26 protein-coding genes are annotated in these 23,954 nt (G+C 65.8%); 20 read left to right on the top strand and 6 right to left on the bottom strand.

From position 1 onward, the window contains the following. Positions 1-167: 167 nt before the first annotated feature. From ccmA to ACTUWL_RS17250, 6 genes are all read left to right on the top strand, one after another. A complete protein-coding gene (gene ccmA / locus ACTUWL_RS17275; RefSeq protein WP_021078800.1) occupies positions 168-770 on the top strand; it encodes a heme ABC exporter ATP-binding protein CcmA in 603 nt (200 codons plus the stop codon). A gap of 268 nt (positions 771-1,038) precedes the next feature. Then, positions 1,039-1,707: a heme exporter protein CcmB gene (gene ccmB, locus ACTUWL_RS17270; RefSeq protein ID WP_021078801.1), complete on the top strand. Its 669-nt coding sequence runs from the start codon at positions 1,039-1,041 to the stop codon at positions 1,705-1,707. A gap of 75 nt (positions 1,708-1,782) precedes the next feature. Then, positions 1,783-2,571 carry a heme ABC transporter permease gene (locus ACTUWL_RS17265; protein ID WP_021078802.1) on the top strand — a complete coding sequence of 263 codons (789 nt, stop codon included), beginning with the start codon at positions 1,783-1,785 and terminating at the stop codon, positions 2,569-2,571. A 2-nt stretch (positions 2,572-2,573) separates the two neighbouring features. Beyond that, positions 2,574-2,753: a heme exporter protein CcmD gene (gene ccmD / locus ACTUWL_RS17260; protein ID WP_021078803.1), complete on the top strand. Its 180-nt coding sequence runs from the start codon at positions 2,574-2,576 to the stop codon at positions 2,751-2,753. Continuing rightward, positions 2,750-3,343, top strand: a complete 594-nt coding sequence (locus ACTUWL_RS17255; RefSeq protein ID WP_021078804.1) for a DsbE family thiol:disulfide interchange protein — start codon at positions 2,750-2,752, stop codon at positions 3,341-3,343. The genes ccmD and ACTUWL_RS17255 overlap by 4 nt, the downstream gene beginning before the upstream one ends. Positions 3,344-3,513: 170 nt before the next feature. Next, positions 3,514-3,891, top strand: coding sequence for a ComEA family DNA-binding protein (locus ACTUWL_RS17250; protein WP_021078805.1), 378 nt, complete (start codon positions 3,514-3,516; stop codon positions 3,889-3,891). A gap of 148 nt (positions 3,892-4,039) precedes the next feature. Here the strand turns inward: ACTUWL_RS17250 and ACTUWL_RS17245 are convergent, their stop codons facing one another. Together ACTUWL_RS17245 and ftsY are read right to left on the bottom strand one after the other, a co-directional pair. Beyond that, on the bottom strand, positions 4,040-4,639 hold the full coding sequence (locus tag ACTUWL_RS17245) for a septation protein A (protein ID WP_021078806.1): 600 nt from the start codon (positions 4,637-4,639) through the stop codon (positions 4,040-4,042). A gap of 37 nt (positions 4,640-4,676) precedes the next feature. Further along, the gene (ftsY, locus tag ACTUWL_RS17240; protein ID WP_021078807.1) at positions 4,677-5,624 is read right to left on the bottom strand and encodes a signal recognition particle-docking protein FtsY; all 948 of its coding nucleotides are present in this window, start codon (positions 5,622-5,624) and stop codon (positions 4,677-4,679) included. A gap of 49 nt (positions 5,625-5,673) precedes the next feature. Between ftsY and ACTUWL_RS17235 the strand changes: the two genes are divergently transcribed. Both ACTUWL_RS17235 and ACTUWL_RS17230 read left to right on the top strand, forming a co-directional pair. Then, complete coding sequence (locus tag ACTUWL_RS17235; protein ID WP_035651276.1) at positions 5,674-6,375, top strand: RluA family pseudouridine synthase; 702 nt, start codon at positions 5,674-5,676, stop codon at positions 6,373-6,375. 105 nt (positions 6,376-6,480) lie between these two features. Further along, the gene (locus ACTUWL_RS17230; protein WP_021078809.1) at positions 6,481-7,620 is read left to right on the top strand and encodes a DUF2336 domain-containing protein; all 1,140 of its coding nucleotides are present in this window, start codon (positions 6,481-6,483) and stop codon (positions 7,618-7,620) included. Between the two features lie 61 nt (positions 7,621-7,681). Here the strand turns inward: ACTUWL_RS17230 and mtaB are convergent, their stop codons facing one another. Next, complete coding sequence (gene mtaB / locus ACTUWL_RS17225) at positions 7,682-9,034, bottom strand: tRNA (N(6)-L-threonylcarbamoyladenosine(37)-C(2))-methylthiotransferase MtaB (protein ID WP_021078810.1); 1,353 nt, start codon at positions 9,032-9,034, stop codon at positions 7,682-7,684. Positions 9,035-9,055: 21 nt separating this feature from the next. Then, positions 9,056-9,940, bottom strand: coding sequence for a diaminopimelate epimerase (dapF, locus tag ACTUWL_RS17220; RefSeq protein ID WP_021078811.1), 885 nt, complete (start codon positions 9,938-9,940; stop codon positions 9,056-9,058). A gap of 185 nt (positions 9,941-10,125) precedes the next feature. On the opposite strand from dapF, the gene ACTUWL_RS17215 reads away from it, so the two are divergent. Both ACTUWL_RS17215 and ACTUWL_RS17210 read left to right on the top strand, forming a co-directional pair. Continuing rightward, positions 10,126-10,836 carry a GyrI-like domain-containing protein gene (locus ACTUWL_RS17215; RefSeq protein ID WP_021078812.1) on the top strand — a complete coding sequence of 237 codons (711 nt, stop codon included), beginning with the start codon at positions 10,126-10,128 and terminating at the stop codon, positions 10,834-10,836. 5 nt (positions 10,837-10,841) lie between these two features. After that, entirely contained in the window at positions 10,842-11,561 is a 720-nt protein-coding gene (locus ACTUWL_RS17210; protein ID WP_021078813.1) for an SIMPL domain-containing protein, read from the top strand. A 153-nt stretch (positions 11,562-11,714) separates the two neighbouring features. On the opposite strand, the gene ACTUWL_RS17205 is transcribed toward ACTUWL_RS17210, so the two are convergent. Then, positions 11,715-12,779: an MBL fold metallo-hydrolase gene (locus ACTUWL_RS17205; RefSeq protein WP_035651278.1), complete on the bottom strand. Its 1,065-nt coding sequence runs from the start codon at positions 12,777-12,779 to the stop codon at positions 11,715-11,717. Between the two features lie 392 nt (positions 12,780-13,171). Here ACTUWL_RS17205 and ffh point away from each other — a divergent pair, with 392 nt between their 5' ends. From ffh to rimM, 3 genes are all read left to right on the top strand, one after another. Further along, a complete protein-coding gene (gene ffh / locus ACTUWL_RS17200; protein ID WP_035651281.1) occupies positions 13,172-14,719 on the top strand; it encodes a signal recognition particle protein in 1,548 nt (515 codons plus the stop codon). Positions 14,720-14,801: 82 nt separating this feature from the next. After that, positions 14,802-15,134 (top strand): 30S ribosomal protein S16, encoded by a 333-nt coding sequence (gene rpsP / locus ACTUWL_RS17195; protein ID WP_021078816.1) that lies wholly within the window; start codon positions 14,802-14,804, stop codon positions 15,132-15,134. Positions 15,135-15,151: 17 nt separating this feature from the next. Beyond that, positions 15,152-15,673 carry a ribosome maturation factor RimM gene (gene rimM, locus ACTUWL_RS17190; protein WP_021078817.1) on the top strand — a complete coding sequence of 174 codons (522 nt, stop codon included), beginning with the start codon at positions 15,152-15,154 and terminating at the stop codon, positions 15,671-15,673. Positions 15,674-15,686: 13 nt separating this feature from the next. Here the strand turns inward: rimM and gcvA are convergent, their stop codons facing one another. Next, the gene (gcvA, locus tag ACTUWL_RS17185) at positions 15,687-16,598 is read right to left on the bottom strand and encodes a transcriptional regulator GcvA (protein WP_021078818.1); all 912 of its coding nucleotides are present in this window, start codon (positions 16,596-16,598) and stop codon (positions 15,687-15,689) included. A 170-nt stretch (positions 16,599-16,768) separates the two neighbouring features. Here gcvA and ACTUWL_RS17180 point away from each other — a divergent pair, with 170 nt between their 5' ends. From ACTUWL_RS17180 to leuC, 7 genes are all read left to right on the top strand, one after another. After that, complete coding sequence (locus tag ACTUWL_RS17180) at positions 16,769-17,980, top strand: MFS transporter (RefSeq protein ID WP_021078819.1); 1,212 nt, start codon at positions 16,769-16,771, stop codon at positions 17,978-17,980. 90 nt (positions 17,981-18,070) lie between these two features. Next, complete coding sequence (locus ACTUWL_RS17175) at positions 18,071-19,153, top strand: zinc-binding dehydrogenase (RefSeq protein ID WP_021078820.1); 1,083 nt, start codon at positions 18,071-18,073, stop codon at positions 19,151-19,153. Between the two features lie 175 nt (positions 19,154-19,328). Beyond that, positions 19,329-20,021: a hypothetical protein gene (locus tag ACTUWL_RS17170; protein WP_146160372.1), complete on the top strand. Its 693-nt coding sequence runs from the start codon at positions 19,329-19,331 to the stop codon at positions 20,019-20,021. Positions 20,022-20,088: 67 nt separating this feature from the next. Then, positions 20,089-20,775 (top strand): hypothetical protein, encoded by a 687-nt coding sequence (locus tag ACTUWL_RS17165; RefSeq protein WP_021078822.1) that lies wholly within the window; start codon positions 20,089-20,091, stop codon positions 20,773-20,775. A gap of 89 nt (positions 20,776-20,864) precedes the next feature. Continuing rightward, positions 20,865-21,626 (top strand): tRNA (guanosine(37)-N1)-methyltransferase TrmD, encoded by a 762-nt coding sequence (gene trmD, locus ACTUWL_RS17160; RefSeq protein WP_021078823.1) that lies wholly within the window; start codon positions 20,865-20,867, stop codon positions 21,624-21,626. 109 nt (positions 21,627-21,735) lie between these two features. After that, positions 21,736-22,116, top strand: coding sequence for a 50S ribosomal protein L19 (rplS, locus tag ACTUWL_RS17155; RefSeq protein ID WP_021078824.1), 381 nt, complete (start codon positions 21,736-21,738; stop codon positions 22,114-22,116). Positions 22,117-22,478: 362 nt separating this feature from the next. Continuing rightward, positions 22,479-23,885 carry a 3-isopropylmalate dehydratase large subunit gene (leuC, locus tag ACTUWL_RS17150; RefSeq protein ID WP_021078825.1) on the top strand — a complete coding sequence of 469 codons (1,407 nt, stop codon included), beginning with the start codon at positions 22,479-22,481 and terminating at the stop codon, positions 23,883-23,885. The last annotated feature ends 69 nt before the right edge of the window (positions 23,886-23,954 follow it).

Raw genomic sequence — 23,954 nt, 5'->3', positions numbered from 1 at the left:
CCCGGAGGGTGGCTTGCGGCCGCCGATTGTGTGTGCTGCATCAAGTTCCGGGCTTATAGAACCTTTCTAGAAGCACCGCCACACCGACAAGTGTGCGACGGCGTTGCGCGACCCAAAAATTCTCACGCGGTAGCGAAAGATTTCAGAGGGCTGTGACAAGACGAACCATGCGGCTCTCGGGACGAAATCTGAAATGCGTGCGCGGCGGGCGCGAGGTGTTCTCCAACCTCGATTTGTCAGCCGCAGCAGGCGAGGCGCTTGCCGTCACCGGCCCCAACGGCGCGGGCAAGACCTCGCTGCTGCGCGTCCTCGCCGGGCTATTGGTTCCGGCCGAAGGGACGATCACGCTCGAGGGCGGCGACGCCGAGCTCAGCCTGCCCGAGCAGGCTCACTATCTCGGCCATCGCGACGCCTTGAAGCCGGCACTGAGCGTCATGGAAAATCTTTCCTTCTGGCGGGAATTCCTCGGCGGTGAGACCAAGGATGCCGGCGGGTGCCTGGCAGCCGTGGGGCTCGACCACGCCGCGCATCTGCCGGCGGCCTACCTCTCGGCAGGCCAGCGCCGCCGCCTCTCGATCGCTCGCCTGCTCTCGGCTCGCCGGCCGGTGTGGCTTCTCGACGAGCCGACATCGGCGCTCGATACGGCCGGACAGGCGTTGTTCGTCGCCCTGATGCGCGACCATCTCGCCAGCGGCGGCCTGATCGTCGCAGCGACCCATCTGCCGCTCGGCATCGACGCGCGCGATCTGCGGATGGGAGGGACGGCATGAGCAAACCCTCCCATCTCTCGTCGCAGCGCTCAGGTCTCTCCGTCCCCTCCCCCCTTGCGGGAGGGGGTCAGGGAGAGGGGTGCCACACGATGCGCTCTGTCCTTGGATTTCACCACGATGAGCGATCGAGATTGTCGGAGCAGCGATCGCGTCGACGATCTCGCCCGGGGCCACCCCTCTCCCCCGCCCTCCCCCGCAAGGGGGGAGGGAGCGCACCGATCGCGCAGAACGATATCGGCTCACGTAGCGATCACCGCGGAGGCACTGCATGAGCGCGCTGGCCGCATTGATCCGGCGCGACATCCGGATCGCGCTGCGTGTCGGCGGCGGGGCGCTGATCGGGGTGCTGTTCTTCCTCACCGTCACCGTGCTGATGCCGTTCGCGGTAGGTCCGGATCTCGCGCTGCTGTCGCGGCTCGGCCCCGCCATCCTCTGGCTCGGCGCGCTGCTGGCGAGCCTGCTCACGCTCGACCGGCTGTTCACGGCCGATCACGAGGACGGCTCGCTCGACCTCATCGTGATGAGCCGGACGCCGCTGGAACTGGCCTGCGCGGCCAAGGCGCTGGCGCACTGGATCGCCGCGGGCCTGCCGCTGATCATCGCCACCCCGGTGCTCGGCCTGCTGCTCAATCTCGACGGCACGGCGACACTTGCCGTTGCGGCGACCCTGCTGGCCGGAACGCCGGCGCTGACCTTCACCGGCATGATCGGCGCGGCATTGGCCGTGACGCTGCACCGCGGCGGACTGCTGCTGGCGGTGCTGGTGCTGCCGCTGTCGATCCCGGTGCTGATCTTCGGCGTCGCAGCCTCGCAGGCGGCGATATCGGGGCCGCTGCCGTTTGGAACACCGTTCTCGATCCTCTGCGCGCTGTCGCTTGCCAGCCTCGTGATCGGCCCGTTTGCGGCCGCTGCCAGCCTGCGGCACGGGCTGGATTGATATGAGCCAGATCAAATCTTTTCGAGAGGAATTGGGCCAATTGCCTGCGACACAGCGGACGACTATCAGGGTGCCATGAAGCTGACCGAGACGCTGACCGACCTCGCCAACCCGACCAGGTTTCTGGCGCTGACTGCGCGCATCCTGCCGTGGCTCGCAGGCGCGACCGCGATCCTGCTCGCGATCGGGCTCTACCAGTCGGCGGTGGCGCCCGATGACTACCAGCAGGGCGCCACCGTGAAGATCATGTTCATCCACGTACCGAACGCGTGGCTGTCGATGTTCGTCTGGGGCGTGATGAGCGTCGCCGCACTCGGCACGCTGGTGTGGCGGCATCCGCTCGCCGACGTCGCCGCGAAAGCCGCGGCGCCGATCGGCGCCGCCTTCACCTTCCTCGCGCTGGTCACCGGCTCGCTGTGGGGCCGGCCGATGTGGGGCACTTATTGGGAGTGGGATGCCCGCCTGACTTCGGTGCTGATCCTGTTCCTGATGTATCTCGGCCTGATCGCGCTGTGGCGGGCGGTGGAGGATCCCTCGCGCGCGGCGCGGGCGGCGGCGGTCCTGACCCTGGTCGGCGCGATCAACATTCCGATCATCAAGTTCTCGGTCGACTGGTGGAACACGCTGCATCAGCCGGCTTCCGTGCTGCGCATGGGCGGCTCGACGCTCGACAAGGCGTTCCTGTGGCCGCTCTTGGTGATGGCGATCGCGTTCTCGCTGCTCTTCATCACCCTGCACCTCGCGGCAATGCGCAACGAGATCCTGCGCCGGCGCGTGCGCAGCCTGCAGATGATGCAGGCCAGCCGCGTCACGTTCACGAACGAGGGTGCAGGCAGCGCGTCCAACGAAATCGGAGCGGCGTGACGATGTCGCTTGGTCCCTACGCCCCCTTCATCGTGACGTCCTATGCGCTGGTCGCCGCAGTCGTGCTGCTGCTGATCATCTGGATCATCACCGACTATCGCCGCCAGCAGGCACGCCTCAAGGAGATCGAGGCCAGCGGCGTCACGCGCCGCTCCGGCCGCCGCGCGGCAGACACAAGATGAGCGAGCAGGCGACCAGCAATCCGCCGCAAGCCCGCCGCCTGCTGGTGGTGCTGCCGCTCGTGATCTTCCTCGGCCTCGCCGGGCTGTTCCTGCTGCGGCTCTATGGCGGCGATCCCTCGAAAATTCCGTCGGCACTGATCGGCCGGCCGGCGCCGCAGACCGCTTTACCCGCGCTCGACGGCCTGGAGAAGGACGGCGCGCCCGTCCCCGGTCTCGATCCCGCCGCGTTCAAGGGCAAGGTCTCCATCGTCAACGTCTGGGCGTCCTGGTGCGTGCCCTGCCACGACGAGGCGCCGCTACTCACCGAGCTCGGCCGCGACAAACGCTTCCAGATCATCGGCATCAACTACAAGGACTCGCCGGAGAATGCGCGGCGCTTCCTCGGCCGCTACGGCAACCCGTTCGGCATCGTCGGCGTCGACGGCAACGGCCGCGCCTCGATCGAATGGGGTGTCTACGGCGTACCCGAAACCTTCCTGGTCGGGCGCGAGGGCACCATCGTCTACAAGCTGGTCGGACCGGTGACGCCTGAGAACGTCAACAGCGTGCTCAAGGTCGAGATCGAGAAGGCGCTGCACGCCGGACAGTAAGCGCACCGACATTCAGCGTTGCCGTGAACCGCTGCTGAACGGCGAGCGAAAATGCCTGCGGCAAAATACTTCGACACGTTTATCTGCGGTTCATTTCGCGGCCACGGCAACGCCACGAATGCACCCCCAACTCAGCAGCGTTGACATCAACGTTCCTCTGGAGGGGACATATGCGCAAGACCACACTCGCTTCACTTCTCGCCACCGCACTTACGCTCGGCATGCTGACGGCCACGCCGTCGATGGCCCAGGGCGTTCAGCCGGCTACGCCTGCCGCCAAATCGGAAGTCAGCAAGATGGCTCCCGCGCCGAAGGCCGTGACGCCCGACGCGAAGACGACGGGGATGGCGAAGGACGACCTGCTCGACGTCAACAGCGCCAGCGCCGACCAGCTCGACGCGCTGCCCGGTGTCGGCAAGGCCTACTCGGCCGCGATCATCAAGGGCCGTCCCTACAAGGGCAAGGATGAACTGGTGCAGAAGAACATCCTGCCGCAGGCGACCTACGACAAGATCAAGGACAAGATCATCGCCAAGCAGAAGAGCTGAGAAGCATGATCCGGAAAAGTGCGAAGCGGTTTTCCGAAAAGATCATGCTCAAACAAGAAACCAAAGCGCGATGACGATCCAACCCAATCTCATCGCGCTTTGAGGCCTCGGACGCAGCGCGGCGCAATCGCCCGCGCTGCGTTCCGATCTACTTCCGCAAATCGCCGGCGTCCGCCTCGCTGGTTTCCAGCGAGACCGGCTCAAGGTGATAGCGCTTGGTCAGCGGCATCTGCGCGATGGCGAAGATCATGGTCAGCGGCGTCACGCCGAACACCTTGAAGTTCACCCAGAAATCCGTGGTCTGGGTCCGCCAGACGATCTCGTTGAGGATGGCCATGCCGGCGAAGAACAGCGCCCAGCGCATGGTGAGGATGCGCCAGCCCTGCGGCGTCAGATTGAACATCTGGTCGAACATCACGGCGATGAAGGAACGGCCGAACAGCAGCCCGCCGCCGAGCACGGCCGCGAACAGGCCGTAGATGATGGTCGGCTTGACCTTGATGAAGGTCTCGTCGTGCAGCACCAGCGTCAGGGTGCCGAACACCAGGACGATCGCGCCGGTCACCAGCGCCATGATCGGTACGTGTTTCGTCACCACATAGGATGCGATCATCGCCGCCACGATCGCCACCATGAACGCAGCCGTGGCGACGAACAGGTGGTACTTGGCGTTCGCGACGAAGAACACGAGCAGCGGACCGAGCTCGGTCGCAAGCTTGAACAGCGGATGTGGCTGGGTCTTGTCCATTAACCCTCGGTGCTGGTTTGAGGCATGATTTTCGGGATCATGCCTCGATCCCGGCAATCGCCTTGGCAAAATCCTTCGCGGTGAAGGGCGCGAGGTCCTCAACGCCTTCGCCGACGCCGATGAAATGCACCGGCAGCTTGTGCTTCTCCGACAGCGCAACAAGGATGCCGCCGCGTGCGGTGCCGTCGAGCTTGGTCATCACGAGGCCGGTGACGCCTGCCGTACGATGAAACGCCTCGACCTGCGACAGCGCATTTTGTCCCACCGTGGCGTCGAGCACGAGCAGCACCGCGTGCGGTGCCGACGCATCGACCTTCTTGATGACGCGCACGACCTTTTCGAGCTCGTTCATCAGCTCGGACTTGTTCTGCAACCGGCCGGCGGTGTCGATCAGCAGCACGTCGCGCGTCTGCTCCTTGGCTGCGGTCAGCGCGCTGAAGGCGAGGCTTGCCGAATCCGAGCCTTGCGCGCCCGCAATGACCGGCGACTTGGTACGCTCGCCCCAGACCTTGAGCTGCTCGATCGCCGCGGCGCGGAAAGTGTCGCCGGCGGCCAGCATGACCTTGCGGCCCTCGGCCGAGAGTTTCGCCGCCAACTTGCCGATCGTCGTGGTCTTGCCGGAGCCGTTGACGCCGACGACCAGGATGACGAACGGCTGCTTCGAGCCATCGATCTCGAGCGGCTTCGCCACCGGCGCCAGCACCTTCTCGACCTCGGTCGCAACCACGCCCTTGACCTCGTCGGCGGAGATCGCCTTGTCGTAGCGGCCCTTGCCGACCGCCTCCGCAATGCGGACCGCGACATCGGTCCCGAGATCGGCGCGCAGCAGCACATCCTCGATATCGTCGAGCATGGCGGAATCGAGCTTGCGCTTGGTGACGAGGTCAGCGACCGCGGTCCCGATCGAACTCGAGGTCCGCTTCAGGCCGCCCTTCAGGCGCTGCCACCAGCTCTGTTTTGGAGTTCCTGCAGTGGTATCGTTCATGGCGCGGACGTGTTAGCCGTTTCGGCTCACAAACGAAAGTCTCGACGAATTGATCGATGTTCCCCAATTGACCGCGGAAGAAATCCTGGGCCGGGTGCTCCACCGCGACGGGTTGATGCTGGTGATCGACAAGCCGGCCGGCATGCCGGTGCATCGCGGCCCCAAGGGCGGCCCCAATCTGGAGGCCTCCTTCGACGCGTTGCGGTTCGGCCTGCCGCGGCCGCCGGTGCTGGCGCATCGGCTGGACAAGGACACCTCCGGCTGCCTCGTCCTGGGACGCCACCGCAAGGCGACCGCCTCGCTCGGGCTGCTGTTCAAGCACAGCAAGATCTCGAAGACCTACTGGACCGTGGTCGAGGGCGGCCCGGCCGAGGATGAAGGCACCATCGACATGCCACTCGGCCGGCTCAACGCCGAGCGCGGCTGGTGGCAGAAGCCGGATCCGGACGGGCAGAAGGCGATCACCAACTGGAAGGTGCTGGGGCGCGGCGAGGGCCTCGCCTGGCTGGCGATGGAGCCGGTCACCGGCCGCACCCATCAGCTGCGGGTGCACTCATCAGCGATGGGCTGGCCGATCGTCGGCGACAATATCTATGGCAATGGCCCCCGCTTCGGCGAGCCGACCCTGCATCTGCATTCCCGCGAGATCGGCATCCCGATTTCCCGCAACAAGGACCCGGTCCATGTGGTCGCGCCGGCGCCGGCGCATATGCACCAGCGGCTCAAGGCATGCGGCTGGAACGGAGAGTGATCTCCGTGGTTTTACGGACCGTTATCCTTTACGGAACTTTCAGCTCCATCCGGTAGTCCTGCAGGCGGCTTAGAAAAGCGCATCACGACGGGCTCAGGACGAGCAATGCTGACTGCCGAGCAGGCAATTGTCGACGAAGTCGAGGCGGCGATACGCGCCGGCTCCGCCGAAAAATGCATCGCCACCGCCAAACGCGTCACCGACCTCTTCCTCACCTCCGCCGGCAGCTTCAACAGTGAACAGGTCGAGCTGTTCGACAACGTGCTCGAACGGCTGGTCAAGACCATCGAGCTCCGGGCGCTTGCCGACATCAGCGCCCGGATGGCGCTTGCCGAGATCAGCGAGCAGCTCGCACCGGTGACCCAGGCACCGCCCGCGATCATTCGCCGTCTCGCTGGCAATGACGAGATCAGGATCGCGCGGCCGGTTCTGCAGGAGTCGTCGCGGCTCAGTGCGGACGATCTGATCGAGATCGCGCAGACCAAGAGCGAGCAGCATCTGCTCGCCGTCGCCGGTCGCTGGTGGCTGAAGGAAGTCGTCACCGACGCATTGCTGGCGCGTCGCTTTGCCAGTGTGAGCCATCGCCTGGTCAACAATCCCGGCGCCAAGGTATCGCCGGACGGATTTGCCGTCATCCTCGCGCAGGCCGAGCACGATCCGGTCCTCGCCGTCGAGACCGGCATCCGCGCCGATCTGCCGTCGGAGCTCCGGCTTCAGCTGCTGCGCCGCGCAACGGAGGAGGTTCGCAGCCGTTTGCTGGAACGCGCCCCGCCGTATCTGTTCGAGGAGATCCGGCACGCGATCGCCGCGGTCGCCGCCGGCGTCGAGCGCGACATGTCGCAGGTCCGCGATTTCACCGCAGCCAGGCGTCACATCGCAAGGCTGAAGGACAACGGCGACCTCAACGAGGCCGCTTTGCTCGGCTTCGCCAGGCAGCGAAGATATGAAGAGACCGTTGTTGCGCTAGCGGGCCTCGCACAGTCGAGCATCGAGGTGATCCGCTCCCTGATGCAGAGCCTGCGCAGCGAAGGCCTGCTGGTGCCGTGCCGCGCGGCCGGCCTGAGCTGGGAGACCACCGTCGCGGTGATGGAATGCCGCTATACGACCGGCTCGATGGGGCCGGTCGAGCTTGCCCATGCGAAGGGCCAGTTCATGAAAATGACCCGCGAAAACGCCGACCGCCTGCTGCGGTTCTGGCAGGTTCGCGCGTCGCAACCGGCAAGGCCCGGCGGACGCACGCACTGAGTGCGCTACGAATGAGCTTTGCTAAGCTCTATCCATCCTACACCACCCCTCTATTCCCTCGTCATTCCGGGGCTCGCGAAGCGAGAACCCGGAATCCATTCTTCGACGAACTATGCGGCCCCATGGATTCCGGGCTCTCGCCTTCGGCGAGCCCCGGAATGACGATGGAGAGACGCGCGCCGTCATGTCCGGCCACGGTCAGTCGCCGCACCATGCCCGGCACATCGCCATCGATCGCGACCGGCAGGAAATGTTCGGTGCGGCCCTGCCGCTCGCTCTCGATCAGCACCTCGCGCGTCGCGCCGACTTCGGCCCCGAGCCGACGCACCAGCGCAGCTTCGCCTGCCGCGCGCAGCCGCTTGGCGCGCTCCCTGATCGCCTCGCCTGCGACCTGCGGCATCCGTGCCGCCGGCGTGCCGGGGCGCTTCGAATAGGGAAACACATGCAGGAAGGTGAGGTCGCATTGTTCGACCAGATCGAGCGAGCGCGTGAACATATCCTCGGTCTCGGTCGGGAAGCCCGCGATGATGTCGGCGCCGAAGGCGATGTCCGGCCGCAGCCGGCGCACCTGCGCGCAGAAATCGATCGCGTCCTGGCGGGAATGCCGGCGCTTCATCCGCTTCAGGATCATGTCGTCGCCGGACTGCAGCGACAGATGGAGATGCGGCATCAGCCTGATGTCGTCGGCGATGACATCGAGCAGGTCGCGATCGGCCTCGATCGAGTCTATCGACGAGATGCGCAGCCGTCGCAGCTCGGGCACGTGGCGCAGGATCTGCCGGGTCAGCTGGCCGAGCTTCGGCGCGCCCGGCAGGTCGGCGCCATAGCTCGTCAGATCGACGCCGGTCAGCACGATCTCGGCGTGGCCGCGCTCGACCAGCATGCGGACCTGATCGACCACCGCGCCCATCGGCACCGAGCGCGAATTGCCGCGGCCATAGGGGATGATGCAGAAGGTGCAGCGATGGTCGCAGCCGTTCTGCACCTGCACGAATACCCGCGGCAGCCCGCGCGCGTAGCCGTCGAGCAGATGCGGCGCCATCTCGGTCACCGCCATGATGTCGGCGACCGCGACCTTCTCGCTGGCGCCGATATCGAATGCAGCGCGCGTCGCCTGCCAGGCGGCGCCGCGCAGCTTCTCGTCATTGCCGACGACGCGATCGACCTCGGCCATCTCGGCGAATATTTCGGCCTGCGTCTGCGCCGCGCAGCCGGTGACCACGATGCGCGCATTGGGCCGTTCGCGTTTCAGCTTGCGGATCGACTGCCGGGCCTGTGCCACCGCCTCGTTGGTAACGGCGCAGCTGTTGATGACGATGGTGTCGGCAAGTCCCGCCTGCTCGGCCTCGCGGCGGATCACTTCGGATTCGAAGGCGTTGAGGCGACAGCCAAAGGTGACGACATCGACGCCCATAACCGATCCCCAACGCCCTGATCAGGCGACGCTGGCGAACAGCGCCGGATCGAAGCGGCCCTCATATTCGAAATCGGCGGTGCCGGTCATCAGCACGTGATCGTCGCGCTCGCGCCACTCGATGCCGAGCTTGCCGCCGGGCAGCGTGATCTCGACGATCCGGTTGGCGCGCTTCAGCCGCGCCGCCGCGACCGCCGTCGCACAGGCCGCCGAGCCGCAGGCCCGGGTGAGGCCGGCACCGCGCTCCCAGGTGCGGATCGTGATGTGGTCGCGATCCACGATGTGCGCGAGCGTGATGTTGGCGCGTTCCGGGAAGATCGGATGGTTTTCCAGCAGCGGCCCGAACCGTTCGAGGTCGTAGGCGTTGACGTCGTCGACCCAGAACACCGCGTGCGGATTGCCCATCGAGACCACCGAGGGGGAATGCAGCACCGGATTGTCGATCGGCCCGACCTGCAGCTCGATGTAGCGGGTGTCGCGAAATTCCTCAGCCAGCGGAATGTCCTGCCAGCCGAACTTCGGCGCACCCATGTCGACAGTATAGAGATCGGGCGTCGGCCCCTGCCAGCAATTGAGCAGGCCGGCGCGGGTCTGGAACGTTGCCGTGGTCTGGCCAGTCTTCTCGAAGATCCGCCGCACCACGCAGCGCATGCCGTTGCCGCAGGCGCCGGCCTCAGAGCCGTCATTGTTGTAGATCGTGATGTACGCCTCGGTGCCGTCGAGCCGCGGCGGCTGCAGCACCATCAACTGGTCATAGGGCGCTCCGGCCGGCGAGGCCACGGCGCGCGCCTCCGCCGCCGAGACGACTGCCCGACCTGGTGCCTCTGAATCGCGCAGGTCGACGACGACGATCTCGTTGCCGATGCCGTTCATCTTGGCGAATGCGTGATTGGCGAGCGCGCTCATCGATTTTCCCAAATTCTGCCCGGTTATATGGCGAGAGGTGGCCGATTAGCCAGCCTGAATGGCCCTATGACACATCTGTCATGGGACGAATGCAGAACTCGCGTGTTAGGAATATCGCACCTCGCGGACCGTGCGCGCCGGGACAGATCGAGCGGCCGTCTGAGGAAGGGGATGGAGAAATACCAATGAACCGTATCAACACGCTCCGCGCGGCCCTGGTCGCGCTGCTCCCTTTGGCCGCGATCGCACTGGCAAGCCCGGCGCCTGCCCAGTCGCCGTCCGCCTCGCCCGCTCCCGCGGCGAGCCCGAGCCCGACCCCCGCCCCGACCCCGTCGGCAACGCCCGTGCCACCGCCGGCCGAGACCAAGTCGCCGGCTGACAGCCCGGCCGCGTCGCAATCTCCGACGCCGCCGCCGGCCGCCCCGGTCCAGACCGCCGACCCGTTCGGCGAGTCGTTCACCTTGGAGCCCAAGAAGGTCGTGATGCTGAAGGGCACGGCCAATTGGGATTCCGCCTTCGACGCGCTGATCGAGGCGTTCAAGCAGCTCACCGCCCTGCTCGACAAGGACGGCATCAAGCCGTCGGGCAACCCGATGATCGTCTACACCTCGACCGACGACACCGGCTTCACCTTCATCGCGGAAATCCCGATCGATCAGGACGCGAAGAACCTCGGCAAGAACATGAGCATGGGCAATTCGCCCGACGGCAAGGCGCTGAAGTTCGTCCACCGCGGTTCCTACGACAACATGGACAACACCTATGAGGCGATCACCAATCACCTCGACGACAAGAAGCTCGAAGCCAAGGACACCTTCATCGAGGAATACATCACCGATCCGCTGAAGACCGCCGAAGACAAGCTTGTAATCAACGTCTACGTACCCTTGAAGTGAGCCCAATGACCCATCGCCTTCCGTTCGCCGCCGCTCTCCTCGCAACCACCCTGCTCGCTGCACCCGCAATGGCCGATTCCGACTTCCCGCCGGCGATCTCGGTCACCGGCGAGGCCACCGTATCGGCGGCGCCCGACCAGGCGCAGCTCGACGCCGGCGTCACCACGGACGCCAAGACTGCGCGCGAAGCCTCCGACGCCAACAATGTGACGATGGGCAAGGTGCTGGCGGCGCTGAAGGCCGCGGGGATCGCGGAGAAGGACTACCAGACCTCGCGGCTGTCGCTGCAGCCGCAATTCGCCAACCGTCCGCCGTCGTCGCCGAACGCGCCGCCCAGCATCGTCGGCTACCATGCGAGCAACCGCGTCACGATCAAGCTGCATGACGTCAGCAAGGTCGCCGGCGTCATCGACGTCCTGGTCGGCGCCGGCGCCAACGATATCGGCGCGCTCAATTTCTCGGTGTCGCAGGCCTCGAAGCTGCTCGACGACGCACGCGAAAAGGCGATCGCCGACGCCCGCCGCAAGGCCGAGATCTACGCCAAGGCCGCCGGCGTCACGCTCGGCGCGCCGCTGAACATTTCGGAAGTCGGCTCGGCGCCGGTGCCGATGTTCCGCGCCAAGATGGCCACGGCCGGATTCGCCGCGGCACCGACGCCGGTCGCGCAGGGCGAGGAAACCCTGACGGTGAATGTGAGCGTGTCGTGGGCGATCAAGGAGAAATAAGAGTTACTGTCGTCCCGGCGAAGGCCGGGACCCATAACCCCAAATATTGATTGTTGCGCGACGCTGGGGCTGCGCTTCCGTTCGCAACCAAACTCGGTGGTAATGGGTCCCGGCCCCCGTGCGCAATTGCGCACTAGGCCGGGACGACAGCTGCTAAATCTCGAACACCTGCCCCGGCTTCAACGCCACGAATTTCTCGCGCGGCACTTTCGCCGCATCCAACGCCTCGCCGAGCGCGATCGCGGGCGCGTCGATCGCTTCGTCGGTCAATTGGAACGTACCGTGGTGATGCGCCAGCGCCTGGGCGGCGCCGCAATCGGCCAGCGCCTTCACCGCATCCTCCGGGTTCATGTGCTGGTCCTGCATGAACCAGCGCGGCTCATAGGCGCCGATCGGCAGGATCGCGAGCCTTAAGGGTCCGTGCGCGTCGGCCACACGGCGGAAATGCCGGCCGTCGCCGTAGCCGGAATCGCAGACGATGTAGAGCTTGCCGGCCGGCGTCTCCAGCACGAAGCTCGCCCACAGCGCCTTGTTGCGATCGAACAGGCCGCGCGCCGACCAGTGCCGCGTCGGCACCAATGTCGCGGCAACGCCGTTGCCAAGCTCAACGCGCTGGTACCAGTCGAACGCCTCGGCCTTGATCGCGGTGTCGGACGCACGCATCGTGATGTCGTTCCCGAGCGGCGTTACCACGCGAGGGCCGAACGCAGACGTCAGCTTCGAAAGCGTCGCAACGTCGAGATGATCGTAATGGCCGTGCGACACCAGCACGACATCGATCTTGGGCAATTTCTCGAACGCGATGCCGGGATCGTTGTGCCGCTTGGGACCTGCGAAGCTGAACGGCGAGGCGCGCATCGACCACACCGGATCGACCAGGATGTTGAGGCCGCCAGTCTGGATCAGCCAGCTGGCATGGCCGACGAAGCACAGCCGCACCTTGTCGCCCTCGACGCGCGGCGGCGGCGTATCGGCATGGGGGCTTGGCGCCCATTCCGGCCAGACCTCGCGCTTGCGGCGCCCCCCGAACTGCCAACGCAGCACCTCGCCCAGCGATTTCGGCGGCGAACCATCCGGATCAAAGAAGTGCAGGCCGTCGAAGTGATCCGAGACGGGGCCGTCATAGGTTTTCATGTAAGTCATCCAGATCGAGGGCACGCCGATCGCAGCGGCGGCTCCGGTCAAGGTTGCAAGAACGCGGCGGCGGGTGATGGGCAAGCGGGTTCCCGAACAGGAGGCAGGCTCCGCTTATATGGGTGACCGCGGCGAATTCGGAACCAGCTCGGCAAATCGACGTGATTTCAGTATCTTAAAGCTGGAGCTGCGCCGACTGCGGCGAAACTTTCCTTGACTTTGCCGCCCCGGCAGCGTTTAACGCCGCGACTTTCTCGGAAAGCTTCGTCTTTTCGACCCGCCGACTGGTCCTGGAGGCCAGAGGCCCACGCCCGACAGCGCGATGCGCCCTCGGGCGCGAAAGTGTTTGGACCATCGTCTTGGTACACCGTCTTGGCACGGTGCCGAGGCAGACTATGTGGTCATCACGCGCGAACGCGCGGGGATGGCCCGAAGCGAGTGACGCGCGCTCACGGGCGCAACGAAGGACAACGGCATTGTTCGACAATCTGTCGGAACGGCTTGGTGGCATTCTCGATCGTCTGACGGGGCGCGGTGCGCTGACCGAAAAGGACGTCGATGCCGCGATGCGCGAGGTGCGCCGCGCGCTGCTCGAAGCCGACGTCGCGCTCGAGGTGGTCCGCAGCTTCATCGACCGGGTCCGCGAGCAGGCGATCGGCGCCACCGTCGTCAAGTCGGTGACGCCGGGCCAGATGGTGGTCAAGATCGTCCATGACGAGCTGGTCGCCACGCTCGGTTCCGACGGCCAGACCATCGACATCAACTCCGTGCCGCCGGTGCCGATCATGATGGTCGGTCTGCAGGGCTCCGGTAAGACCACCACCACCGCCAAGCTCGCACGCCGCATGGTCCAGCGCGACAAGCGCAAGGTGCTGATGGCCTCGCTCGACGTCTACCGCCCGGCGGCGATGGAGCAGCTCGCGGTGCTCGGCCGCGACCTCGACATTCCCACGCTGCCGATCGTCGCGGGCCAGATACCGCCGCAGATCGCGAAGCGCGCGCTCGAAGCCGGCAAGCTCGGCGGCTACGACGTCGTGCTGCTCGACACCGCCGGCCGCACCACGCTCGACGAAGACATGATGAAGGAGGCGGCCGAGATCAAGGCCGCCGCCAACCCGCACGAAGTGCTGCTGGTTGCCGACTCGCTCACCGGCCAGGACGCGGTCAACCTCGCGCGCGCGTTCGATGAACGCGTCGGCCTCACCGGCATCGTGCTGACGCGCGTCGACGGCGACGGCCGCGGCGGCGCCGCGCTGTCGATGCGCGCAGTCACCGGCAAGCCGATCAAGCTGATCGGCACTGGTGAAAAGACCGACGCGCTGGAAGACTTCCATCCGAGCCGCATCGCCGGCCGCATCCTCGGCATGGGCGACGTCGTCTCGCTGGTCGAAAAGGCCGCCGCCAACATCGACGCCGAGAAGGCCGCGCGCACCGCCGAGCGCATGCGCAAGGGTCAGTTCGACCTCAACGACATGCGCGAGCAGCTGCAGCAGATGGCCAACATGGGTGGCATCGGCGGCCTGATGGGCATGATGCCCGGCATCTCCAAGATGAAAAACCAGATCGCGGCCGCCGGCATCGACGACAAGATTCTGAAGCGCCAGGTCGCGATCATCGATTCGATGACGCGGCAGGAGCGCAAGAACCCCGATCTGTTGAAAGCGAGCCGCAAGAAGCGCATCGCGGCGGGCGCCGGCCAGAGCGTCGAACACGTCAACAAGCTTTTGAAGATGCACCGGAACATGGCCGACATGATGAAGGCCATGGGAAGCGGCAAGCGCGGCCCGCTGGCCGGCATCGCGCAGGCGATGGGCTTTGGCGGCGGTATGAAGCCGCCGTCGCCGGAAGAGATGAAGGCGCTCGCCGAGAAGATGCAGGGCGGCGCCGGCGGCGGCCTGCTCAATCTGCCGAAGGATCTGCCGGCCGGGCTGCGCGGCGGCCTGCCGAACGTGCCGGGCCTGACCGGGCTTTCCGGCAAGCCGATGCTGCCGGGCCTCGGCGGCTTTCCGGGCAAGAAGAAATGAGGAATTCGTCGCGACGGCTCAGATGCCGGCGCGACGCGGAATGCCAATCAATCGAACACATCGACCTTTGAAGGAGAACTGAATGTCCGTTGTTATCCGCCTCGCTCGCGCAGGCACCAAGAAGCGTCCTGTCTATCACGTCGTCGTCGCCGACTCGCGCTTTCCGCGCGATGGCCGCTTCATCGAGCGTCTCGGCCACTTCAATCCGCTGCTGCCGAAGGACAACGAGGCCCGCCTGAAGCTCGACATGGAGAAGGTGAAGGCCTGGCTCGCCAAGGGCGCGCAGCCGTCGGATCGCGTGACCCGCTTCCTCGACGCCGCCGGCGTCAAGAAGCGCGCGCCGCGCAACAACCCCGAGAAGGCCGTGCCACGCAAGGAGCGCAAGGCGCAGGCCGAAGCCGCCGCCAAGGCCTAAGCTGAACGGCGACCACGGTGGCTGCCCCGGTCTGTGTCGCCCGTATCGGCGCTGCGCATGGCGTGCGCGGCGCCGTCCGGCTGTGGACCTTCACCGAAGATCCGCTGGCCGTCAGGGATTACGGCCCGCTGATGACCAAGGACGGCGCGCGCCAGTTCGAGGTCATGCATGCGCGCGAGGCCAAGGACCATCTGGTGGTGACGCTGAAGGGCGTCGCCACCCGCGATGACGCCGAACGGCTCAACGGCCTCGAGCTCTACGTGCCGCGCGACCGGCTGCCGGACACCGATGACGGCGAGTACTACCACACCGATCTGATCGGGCTCGCTGCGGTGACGACGGCAGAGCAGCCGCTCGGCAAGGTGATCGCGATCCATAATTTCGGCGCCGGCGACATCATCGAGATCGCCCCGCCGCAGGGCGCGACGATGCTGCTGCCCTTCACCAATGCCGTGGTGCCGACGGTCGATCTTGCCGGCGGCCGCGTCGTGATCGACATGCCGCAGGAAATCGACGGCGACGATCCGTCGGCCGCCTGACCTGCAATCACCCTCAGCCCGTCATCCGGCCCTGTTGCTCGAGCCAATCGCAGAACACCGCGCTGTGCGGATCGTTGCTGCGCCCCGCCGGAAAATAGGCGAAATAGCTCCGCGCCGGCAGGCTGATGGCAGGAAACGGCGTCACCAGGCGGCCCCCCGCGAGATCGTCCGCGATCAGCGCGGTCGGTCCCATCGCGACGCCGAGGCCATCGAGCGCGGCCTGGATCGTCAGGTAGAAATGATCGAAGGTCAGCGCCGCTGCCGGCTCGAGCGCGGAGTGCCCCGCTTCAGTCAGCCAGTCGCGCCACAGCCGCGGCATCGAGGTGACATGCAGCAGCGTGTGCCGTGAGAGGTCCGCGATCTCGTGCAGCGGCAATTGCTCCAGCAACGACGGACTGCACACCGGCAATCTTCGCTCCGACACCAGGAAGCGGGACGAGAAGCCGTGAAACGTATCCGGCCCGCCGCGGATCACGACGTCGAAGGATTCAGGCAGCGCGTCGACCGGATCATTCGACGTGCTCAAGCGCACCTCGATATCCGGATGCTCGGCGCGAAACCGGCTCATCCGCGGCAGCAGCCAGCGCAGGCTGAAGGTCGCGAGCGCATTGACGCGCAACACCGCGACAGCGGCATCGCCGCGCCGCTCGCGATGCTGCTGCACGGCCGCGGAAATCCGGTCGAGCGCCGGCGCGAATTCCGCAAGCAAGGCCGCGCCCGCCGGCGTCAACACCACGCGACGCACCGAGCGCCGGAACAGCGCCGGCGCACCCAGCCATTCCTCGAGCAGGCGGATCTGCTGGCTGACCGCGCCATGAGTCACACTGAGCTCGGCAGCGGCTTCCTTGAAGCTGCCGAGCCGTGCGGCGGCCTCGAAGGCACGGACCGCATTGAGCGGCGGCAGGCTGCGGCGTGGGACGAACATGTCCACCTAATACCAGATTTTCTAACGCATGATCCGATTATTACTGATTTGTGACAAGCGCTTTGCCGACGCATAGTGCTTGCAAGCTTCTTGTATTTCTTCTCTTTCCGGAAATCTCTCCCGATGCCCAGCTGCGCAAACTTTAGATTTTCTGGCTCCGGACGGCTGCAATGAGCGTATCCGCCGAAGCCGGCGCATCCTCCTCCGGCAGCGTCAGGGCAACCCGCACGCTGACGGTGACCGGGCTCAACCATGCCCTCCACGACGGCTATACCGACCTCATCTACGTGCTGCTGCCGGTCTGGCAGGCCGAATTCGCGCTGAGCTACGGGCTGCTCGCGCTGCTGCGCGGGCTCTATGCCGGCGCGATGGCCGGCTTGCAGATTCCAGTCGGGCGGATCGCGGAGCGGATCGACGGCAAGATCATCCTGATCGCGGGCACCGCACTATCGGCGCTCGGCTACGTGTGCGCGGGATTCTCCGGCGGCGTGATCGGACTTGGCCTGGCGCTGGCGCTCTCCGGCGCCGGCTCGAGCACGCAGCATCCGATCGCATCCGCTGCGGTGTCGCGCGCCTATGGCGCGGGTGCGCGCGGGCCGCTCGGCATCTATAATTTCTCGGGCGATCTCGGCAAGGCGGCGATCCCGGCGCTGACCTCGATCCTGCTGGTGATCATGTCGTGGCGGCACACGCTGCTGGTGCTTGCCTTGGCGGGCCTCCTGGTCGCGGCCTGCATCGCGCTCTGGATGCCGACGGTCGGCAAGGGCGCCGAGCACAAGCCAACCGCCACATCGCGCCACGAAGGTGCGGGCCGCGGCTTCCATTGGCTGCTCGCGATCGGAATTCTCGACACGGCGGTGCGGATGGGCTTTCTCACCTTCCTGCCGTTTCTGTTGCGCGACAAGGGCGCCGCGCTGCCGACCAACGGTCTCGCGCTGGCACTGGTGTTCATCGGCGGCGCCGCGGGAAAATTCAGCTGCGGCTGGCTCGGCGCGCGCGTCGGCACGCTGCGCACCGTGCTGATCACCGAAGGCGGCACGGCAGCGCTGATCATTGCGGTGCTGGTATTGCCGCTGGCGCCGGCGATCGCGCTGCTGCCGCTGCTCGGCGTGATGCTCAACGGCACCTCCTCGGTGCTCTATGGCACGGTGCCCGAGCTGACGCCGCCGCATCAGACCGAACGCGCCTTCGCGTTGTTCTACACCGGGACGATCGGATCGGGCGCGATCGCGCCTGTTATCTACGGCCTGCTCGGCGACGCACTCGGTCCGACACTGGCGACGGCTGCAACCGCGCTGACGGCACTGGCGATCTGTCCGCTCGCGGTGGCGCTGGCGCGGCATCTCGCCGGCGAAACTAACACGCGCAGCGCCGACGCCTGACGCCGCATTTTGCAGCGTCGATCTGGCGCGGTCGCGTCCGCGCAGTACATAGTCCGTTGTCGATGAGGACGGCCAACGGAAAGCAAAACAATGACAAGCACGCACAAGGCCTGGCGGCTGCACGCCCATAATGACCTCCGCTTCGAGGATGTGCCGACACCGAAGCCCGCACCCGATGGCGTCGTGGTCCGGATCGAAGCCGGCATGGTGCTGTCCTACACCAATAAGCTGCTGTCGGGCGCGCTGCCCTACAGCCTGCCGCCGATGCCGTTCGTCCCGGGCACCAACGCGATCGCGCGCGTCGTCACGACCGGCGAGAACGTCACGCATGTGCGGAGCGGCGACCGCGTGTTCCTCAGCCCGCATCTGCGCGGCGACGTGCCGGATCGTGATCCGCCGCAGATCCTGATCGGCCTCACCGCGACAGTGACGACGCCGGAGGCGTTCGCGTTGCAGGCACGCTGGCGCGACGGCGTATTTGCGGAGATCGCGCATTGGCCGGCCGCCTGCGCCACGCCGCTCACCAATCTCGACGACAAGCCGGCAACCGAGCTGATCGGATTGGCAAAGCTGATCGTGCCGTTCGGCGGCTTGCAGCGCTCCGGCCTGCGCGGCGGACAGACCATCATCGTCAACGGCGCGACCGGCTATTTCGGCTCGGGCGGCGTGATGCTCGCGGTCGCGATGGGCGCAGGCCGCGTCGTCGCCGTCGGACGCAAGCAGGCCGCACTCGAGCAATTGCGCGATGCATTCGGCCCGCGGGTCATTCCCGCCGTCGTGAGCGGCGATGCATCGGCCGATCTTCAGACCATCCGCCGTGCCGCCGGCGGCAGCACCGATGTCGCACTCGATTTGCTCGGCGCCGCGAAGAGCACCTCGACCACGCTGTCCTGCCTGCGCGCGCTCAAGCGCGGCGGCCGCATGGTGCTGATGGGCAGCGCCGAAGTGCCGCTTGAACTGTCCTTCCGCGAGATGCTGGCCAATGACTGGGAGGTGGTCGGGCAGTTCATGTACGATCGCACTGCGCCGGGCCAGCTTGCCGCCCTCGCCGCCGAGGGCGTGCTCGATCTGCGCAAGATCAACGTCGCGACCTTCGCCCTCGCCGACTTCCGCCGTGCGGTGGACGCGGCCGCGATGATGCAGAGCCTCGATCTGACGGCCGTGGTGCCGTAACCCGCAATCAAAAGACAACATTAAATTTAGGCAAGGTCGCAACCGGAATGCCGACAAATGCTTGCGCCGGATTCCCGGCTCAGGCACGCTGTGGTTGTTTGAGCAAACTTGTACCAACCCTCCGCGACGCGCTGGATTTCGTCCATCGTTGATCTTCAGGCATCAGAGACATTCAATGTTGCGCAGCCCTGTCTTCGCGACCATCGCTCTCCTTGCGACGGTCGGCCCCCTTTCGGCCCAGACGCCGGCCCCATCACCACCAGCGGCTGCAGCGCCTGCCGCTGAAACGCCGAACAGCCCGGAACCGATGGAAGACGCCCAAACCGGCGATCACTGGACCTACCAGGTGCGGGACGACATTACCGGCGACATCAAGTCGACCACCACCTACACCGTGACCGACGCCTCGGCTTCGGAGATCAACATCCGCTTTTCGTTGCTCGGGAATCCGGTCGTTGGCTACCAAACATTCGACCGAACCTGGGATCTGACGAACAATGGCATCTGGCGATTTTCGCCCAATGATGGCACCGGCATCCGGCCGCCGCTTACGGTGGGCAAGAGCTGGTCATTCAAGAACACCGCGCTCAACACCAAGGCCGGTAACAGCCTGAAGCGCTCCGGGACGGCCAAAGTTGTCGCGCAGGAAAGCGTGACGACCAGCGCAGGCACGTTCGACACTTTCAAGATTGAAACCACCCTACAGGAAGACAACGCCGCTGACGCAACCAAGAAGCTGCAATTCGTGCTGGAGACCTGGTACGCGCCTGCCATCGATCATTGGGTCAAGCGCAGCTCGATCACGCGTTCGGACGGACGAATCCGGGACAAGAGCACGGCGGAGCTGGTCGATTATGGCCGACGCTAGATCAGCCGCTGGATTGATACGCCATACGGACCGCGCCGATCGCCGGCCATTTGGACGAGGGAAAGTTATGCTCCGCTACGCCGCCATTGCAGCGATTGGCCTGTTCGCCAGCCAGGCCTCAGCACAACAATCGCCGGGTGGCGCCGAAGCGACAGCTGCACCGTCGTCGACTGCCAAGCCGGCCGTCGTCATGGAAGAGCCGTTGCCGGGCGACTTCTGGACCTACGAGACGAGGGATGAGATCAGCGGCACCGTGAGCGGCGTTCGCAACAACCTGGTGACCGAGGTGACCCCTACCGAAATCAGCGTCCGCTACAGCGTCAAGGACAAGCCGATCGAGGGGCTTTATGTCTACGATCGATCCTGGAATCTGAAGAGCTCGGATTCCTGGACCTACCGACCGCATGAGGGCATCGGAATCCATGCGCCGTTGAAGGTCGGCGCGACCTGGCACTCCGAAGGTGACAACGTCAACACCAGCAATGGCAGCACCTGGAAGAACGCCGTCCACTCCAAGGTCGTTGGTCAGGAATCTGTGGTCACGAAGGCCGGCGTCTTCGAGACATTCAAGATCGAAACCACCATTTCCAGGCGCCCGACCAACGATCCGACTCGAAAGGTCGAGATTGTCGAACAATCCTGGTACGCGCCGGCGGTCGATCATTGGGTCAAGCGCACGTCCGTGACGCGCAGCAACAACCACGTGATGGCGAGCAACTCCATGGAGCTGGTGGAATACGGCCGCAAGAAATAGCCCGGCCCCGCTGAGTTCGCGCTGCTCCGGCGGACCGAACGTTGATGCAGAGCCTCGACCTCACGGCCGTGGTGCCGTAACCAGAGGCCATGACATCGCAAGAGACCCCGGCCGAAGCGACACCATGGCGCGCCACCGTACTGACCCTGTTCCCGGACATGTTTCCGGGGCCGCTCGGCGTCAGCCTGGCCGGCAGGGCGCTGGCGTCGGGCCTCTGGGCGCTGGAGGCGCACGATATCAGGGCGTCGGCGACCGACAGGCATCGCAGCGTGGACGACACGCCGGCAGGCGGCGGTCCGGGCATGGTGCTGCGCGCCGACGTGCTGGCGGCGGCGATCGACGCCGCTGACGTCGCCCCAGGCCGGCCGCGCCTGCTGATGAGCCCGCGCGGTCGGCCATTGACCCAGACCCAGGTCATGGAACTTGCCGCCGGGCCCGGCCCCCTGATCGTCTGCGGCCGCTTCGAGGGCATCGACCAGCGGGTGATCGAGGCGCGGGGGCTCGAGGAGGTCTCGATCGGCGATTATGTGCTGTCCGGCGGCGAAATCGCCGCGATGACCCTGATCGACGCCTGCGTCCGCCTGCTGCCGGGGGTGATGGGGAAGCTGGCCTCGGGAACCGAGGAGAGCTTCTCCGAAGGACTACTGGAATACCCCCAATACACCCGTCCGCAGGAGTTCGAGGGCCGCCAGATCCCGGAAATCCTCGTTTCCGGCGATCATGCCAAGGTCGCGGCCTGGCGGCTGGCCCAATCCGAGGCCCTCACGGCGGCCCGGCGGCCCGATCTCTGGGCCAGGCGTGCCGGCCAAAAAGCCGCGCCGCGACGGACAAAAAACACGACAGACGGGTGACAAACCCTGCGCTTTGCCTTATAGGCACGGCCTAATCCGCACACGCGCAGGATAGATGGACGTTTGCGCAGCCCGCCAAAGGCTGGGCGCGCCGCCGATGGAGATTTCGATGAACCTTATTCAGCAGCTCGAAAAAGAGCAGTTCGACAAGCTCGCCGCCACCAAGACCATTCCGGAATTCGGGCCCGGCGACACCGTCATCGTCAACGTGAAGGTGGTCGAAGGCGAGCGCACCCGCGTGCAGGCCTATGAAGGCGTTTGCATCGGCCGTTCCGGCCAGGGACTCAACGAGAGCTTCACCGTGCGCAAGATTTCGTACGGCGAGGGCGTCGAGCGCGTCTTCCCGGTGATGTCGCCGATGATCGACTCGATCAAGGTCGTGCGTCGCGGCAAGGTGCGTCGCGCCAAGCTCTATTACCTGCGCAACCTGCGCGGCAAGTCGGCCCGCATCGTCGAGAAGCAGGACCGCCAGACCGCCGTCGGCGAGTAAACGTTTCCCTTAAAAGGGGATGTGACCAAAAGCGCGGGGCCTGCCCCGCGCTTTTTCGTTGCGGCATACCTATCTGACGTAGCACCCCGCGCATCGATCGATTGTCGCGGGCGCGAGCCCTGTGTTAGAAATTTAGAATGGTTCCGGATCAAGCAAACCAGTGCTGCCCAAGTCAGACCTGCAAGCGCGTCGTGATCGACGATCGCTCGCGGCTGCCCGGCCGCTTCTTCGGGCGGTTTGCGACGTCGGCAACGTCTGAGCTTAGACGCGCAGCGTAACGCTGCCTGGACGCTTTCGCCTGCTCGCGCGCTCAAGACGCGCTCACACCATTCAACACTGAATTTCTTCTGGAGCTGAAGCTCATGTCAAGACCGACCACGCTGTACGACAAGATCTGGAACGACCATCTGGTCCATGAGGCCGAGGACGGCACCTGCCTGCTCTACATCGATCGCCATCTGGTGCACGAGGTGACCTCGCCGCAGGCGTTCGAAGGCCTGCGCGCCGCCGGCCGCAAGGTGCACGCGCCCGAGAAGACGCTCGCGGTCGTCGACCACAACATCCCGACCACCGATCGCTCGAAGCCGAACCCCGACCCCGAGAGCATCGAGCAGATGCGGGTGATGGCGGAGAACGCCAAGGAATTCGGCATCGAATATTACAACGAGTTCGACAAGCGTCAGGGCATCGTCCACGTCATCGGCCCGGAGCAAGGCTTCACGCTGCCCGGCACCACCATCGTCTGCGGTGACAGCCACACCTCGACGCATGGCGCGTTCGGCGCGCTCGCGCATGGCATCGGCACCTCAGAGGTCGAGCACGTGCTGGCGACGCAGACGCTGATCCAGAAGAAGGCCAAGAACATGCGCGCGATCGTCGACGGCAAGTTGCCCGAAGGCGTGACCGGCAAGGACATCATCCTGGCGATCATCGGCGAGATCGGCACCGCCGGCGGCACCGGCTACGTGCTGGAATATGCCGGCGAGGCGATCCGTGCACTGTCGATGGAAGGCCGCATGACGGTCTGCAACATGTCGATCGAGGGCGGCGCGCGCGCCGGCCTGGTGGCGCCCGACCAGAAGGCGTTCGACTTCCTGCGCGACCGCCCGAAGGCGCCGAAGGGTGCCGCCTGGGATGCCGCGATGCGCTACTGGGAGACGCTGCGCTCCGACGAGGGCGCGCATTTCGACCACGAGCTGCGGCTGGACGCGGCCAAGCTGCCGCCGATCGTGACCTGGGGCACCAGCCCCGAGGACGTCATCTCGATCACCGGCTTCGTGCCGGATCCGGACAAGATCGCGGACGAGGCCAAGCGGCTCTCCAAGCATCGCGCGTTGAAATATATGGGCCTGACCGTCGGCACCAAGATCACCGACATCAAGCTCGACCGCGTCTTTATCGGCTCCTGCACCAACGGCCGCATCGAAGACCTGCGCGCTGCTGCGAAGGTCGCCGAAGGCAAGACGGTCAACGCCAACGTCAACGCGATGATCGTGCCGGGCTCGGGCATCGTGAAGGAGCAGGCGGAAGCCGAAGGCCTCGACAAGATCTTCATTGCGGCCGGCTTCGAATGGCGCGAGCCGGGCTGCTCGATGTGCCTGGCGATGAACCCGGACAAGCTGAAGCCGGAAGAGCGCTGCGCCTCGACCTCGAACCGCAACTTCGAGGGCCGCCAGGGCTTCAAGGGCCGCACCCATCTGGTGTCGCCCGCGATGGCCGCGGCCGCCGCGATCGCCGGTCACTTCGTCGACGTCCGCGACTGGCGGTAAGGCAAGCGCGGTTTTTGCCTCAAGCTCGAGCCGTTGCGGAAACGGCTCGTTAACGGCGCGCACGCACAC

The organism is Bradyrhizobium sp. WCU1 (assembly GCF_053474805.1).
Note: the sequence above shows the minus strand (reverse complement) of the source record. Positions and strands in the feature narration are given on the sequence as shown.

Excerpts from the sequence above, each read along its gene's own strand:
- ccmA (WP_021078800.1), top strand. The coding sequence starts at position 168 with ATGCGGCTCTCGGGACGAAATCTGAAATGCGTGCGCGGCGGGCGCGAG.
- ftsY (WP_021078807.1), bottom strand. The coding sequence starts at position 5,624 with ATGAACGATACCACTGCAGGAACTCCAAAACAGAGCTGGTGGCAGCGC.
- ACTUWL_RS17230 (WP_021078809.1), top strand. The coding sequence starts at position 6,481 with ATGCTGACTGCCGAGCAGGCAATTGTCGACGAAGTCGAGGCGGCGATA.
- rpsP (WP_021078816.1), top strand. The coding sequence starts at position 14,802 with ATGTCCGTTGTTATCCGCCTCGCTCGCGCAGGCACCAAGAAGCGTCCT.
- ACTUWL_RS17245 (WP_021078806.1), bottom strand. The coding sequence starts at position 4,639 with ATGGACAAGACCCAGCCACATCCGCTGTTCAAGCTTGCGACCGAGCTC.
- ACTUWL_RS17165 (WP_021078822.1), top strand. The coding sequence starts at position 20,089 with ATGCTCCGCTACGCCGCCATTGCAGCGATTGGCCTGTTCGCCAGCCAG.
- rplS (WP_021078824.1), top strand. The coding sequence starts at position 21,736 with ATGAACCTTATTCAGCAGCTCGAAAAAGAGCAGTTCGACAAGCTCGCC.
- ACTUWL_RS17170 (WP_146160372.1), top strand. The coding sequence starts at position 19,329 with ATGTTGCGCAGCCCTGTCTTCGCGACCATCGCTCTCCTTGCGACGGTC.
- mtaB (WP_021078810.1), bottom strand. The coding sequence starts at position 9,034 with ATGGGCGTCGATGTCGTCACCTTTGGCTGTCGCCTCAACGCCTTCGAA.
- ACTUWL_RS17210 (WP_021078813.1), top strand. The coding sequence starts at position 10,842 with ATGACCCATCGCCTTCCGTTCGCCGCCGCTCTCCTCGCAACCACCCTG.
- gcvA (WP_021078818.1), bottom strand. The coding sequence starts at position 16,598 with ATGTTCGTCCCACGCCGCAGCCTGCCGCCGCTCAATGCGGTCCGTGCC.
- ACTUWL_RS17215 (WP_021078812.1), top strand. The coding sequence starts at position 10,126 with ATGAACCGTATCAACACGCTCCGCGCGGCCCTGGTCGCGCTGCTCCCT.
- ACTUWL_RS17250 (WP_021078805.1), top strand. The coding sequence starts at position 3,514 with ATGCGCAAGACCACACTCGCTTCACTTCTCGCCACCGCACTTACGCTC.
- ACTUWL_RS17175 (WP_021078820.1), top strand. The coding sequence starts at position 18,071 with ATGACAAGCACGCACAAGGCCTGGCGGCTGCACGCCCATAATGACCTC.
- ccmB (WP_021078801.1), top strand. The coding sequence starts at position 1,039 with ATGAGCGCGCTGGCCGCATTGATCCGGCGCGACATCCGGATCGCGCTG.
- dapF (WP_021078811.1), bottom strand. The coding sequence starts at position 9,940 with ATGAGCGCGCTCGCCAATCACGCATTCGCCAAGATGAACGGCATCGGC.
- ACTUWL_RS17265 (WP_021078802.1), top strand. The coding sequence starts at position 1,783 with ATGAAGCTGACCGAGACGCTGACCGACCTCGCCAACCCGACCAGGTTT.
- ACTUWL_RS17180 (WP_021078819.1), top strand. The coding sequence starts at position 16,769 with ATGAGCGTATCCGCCGAAGCCGGCGCATCCTCCTCCGGCAGCGTCAGG.
- trmD (WP_021078823.1), top strand. The coding sequence starts at position 20,865 with ATGACATCGCAAGAGACCCCGGCCGAAGCGACACCATGGCGCGCCACC.
- ACTUWL_RS17255 (WP_021078804.1), top strand. The coding sequence starts at position 2,750 with ATGAGCGAGCAGGCGACCAGCAATCCGCCGCAAGCCCGCCGCCTGCTG.
- leuC (WP_021078825.1), top strand. The coding sequence starts at position 22,479 with ATGTCAAGACCGACCACGCTGTACGACAAGATCTGGAACGACCATCTG.
- ccmD (WP_021078803.1), top strand. The coding sequence starts at position 2,574 with ATGTCGCTTGGTCCCTACGCCCCCTTCATCGTGACGTCCTATGCGCTG.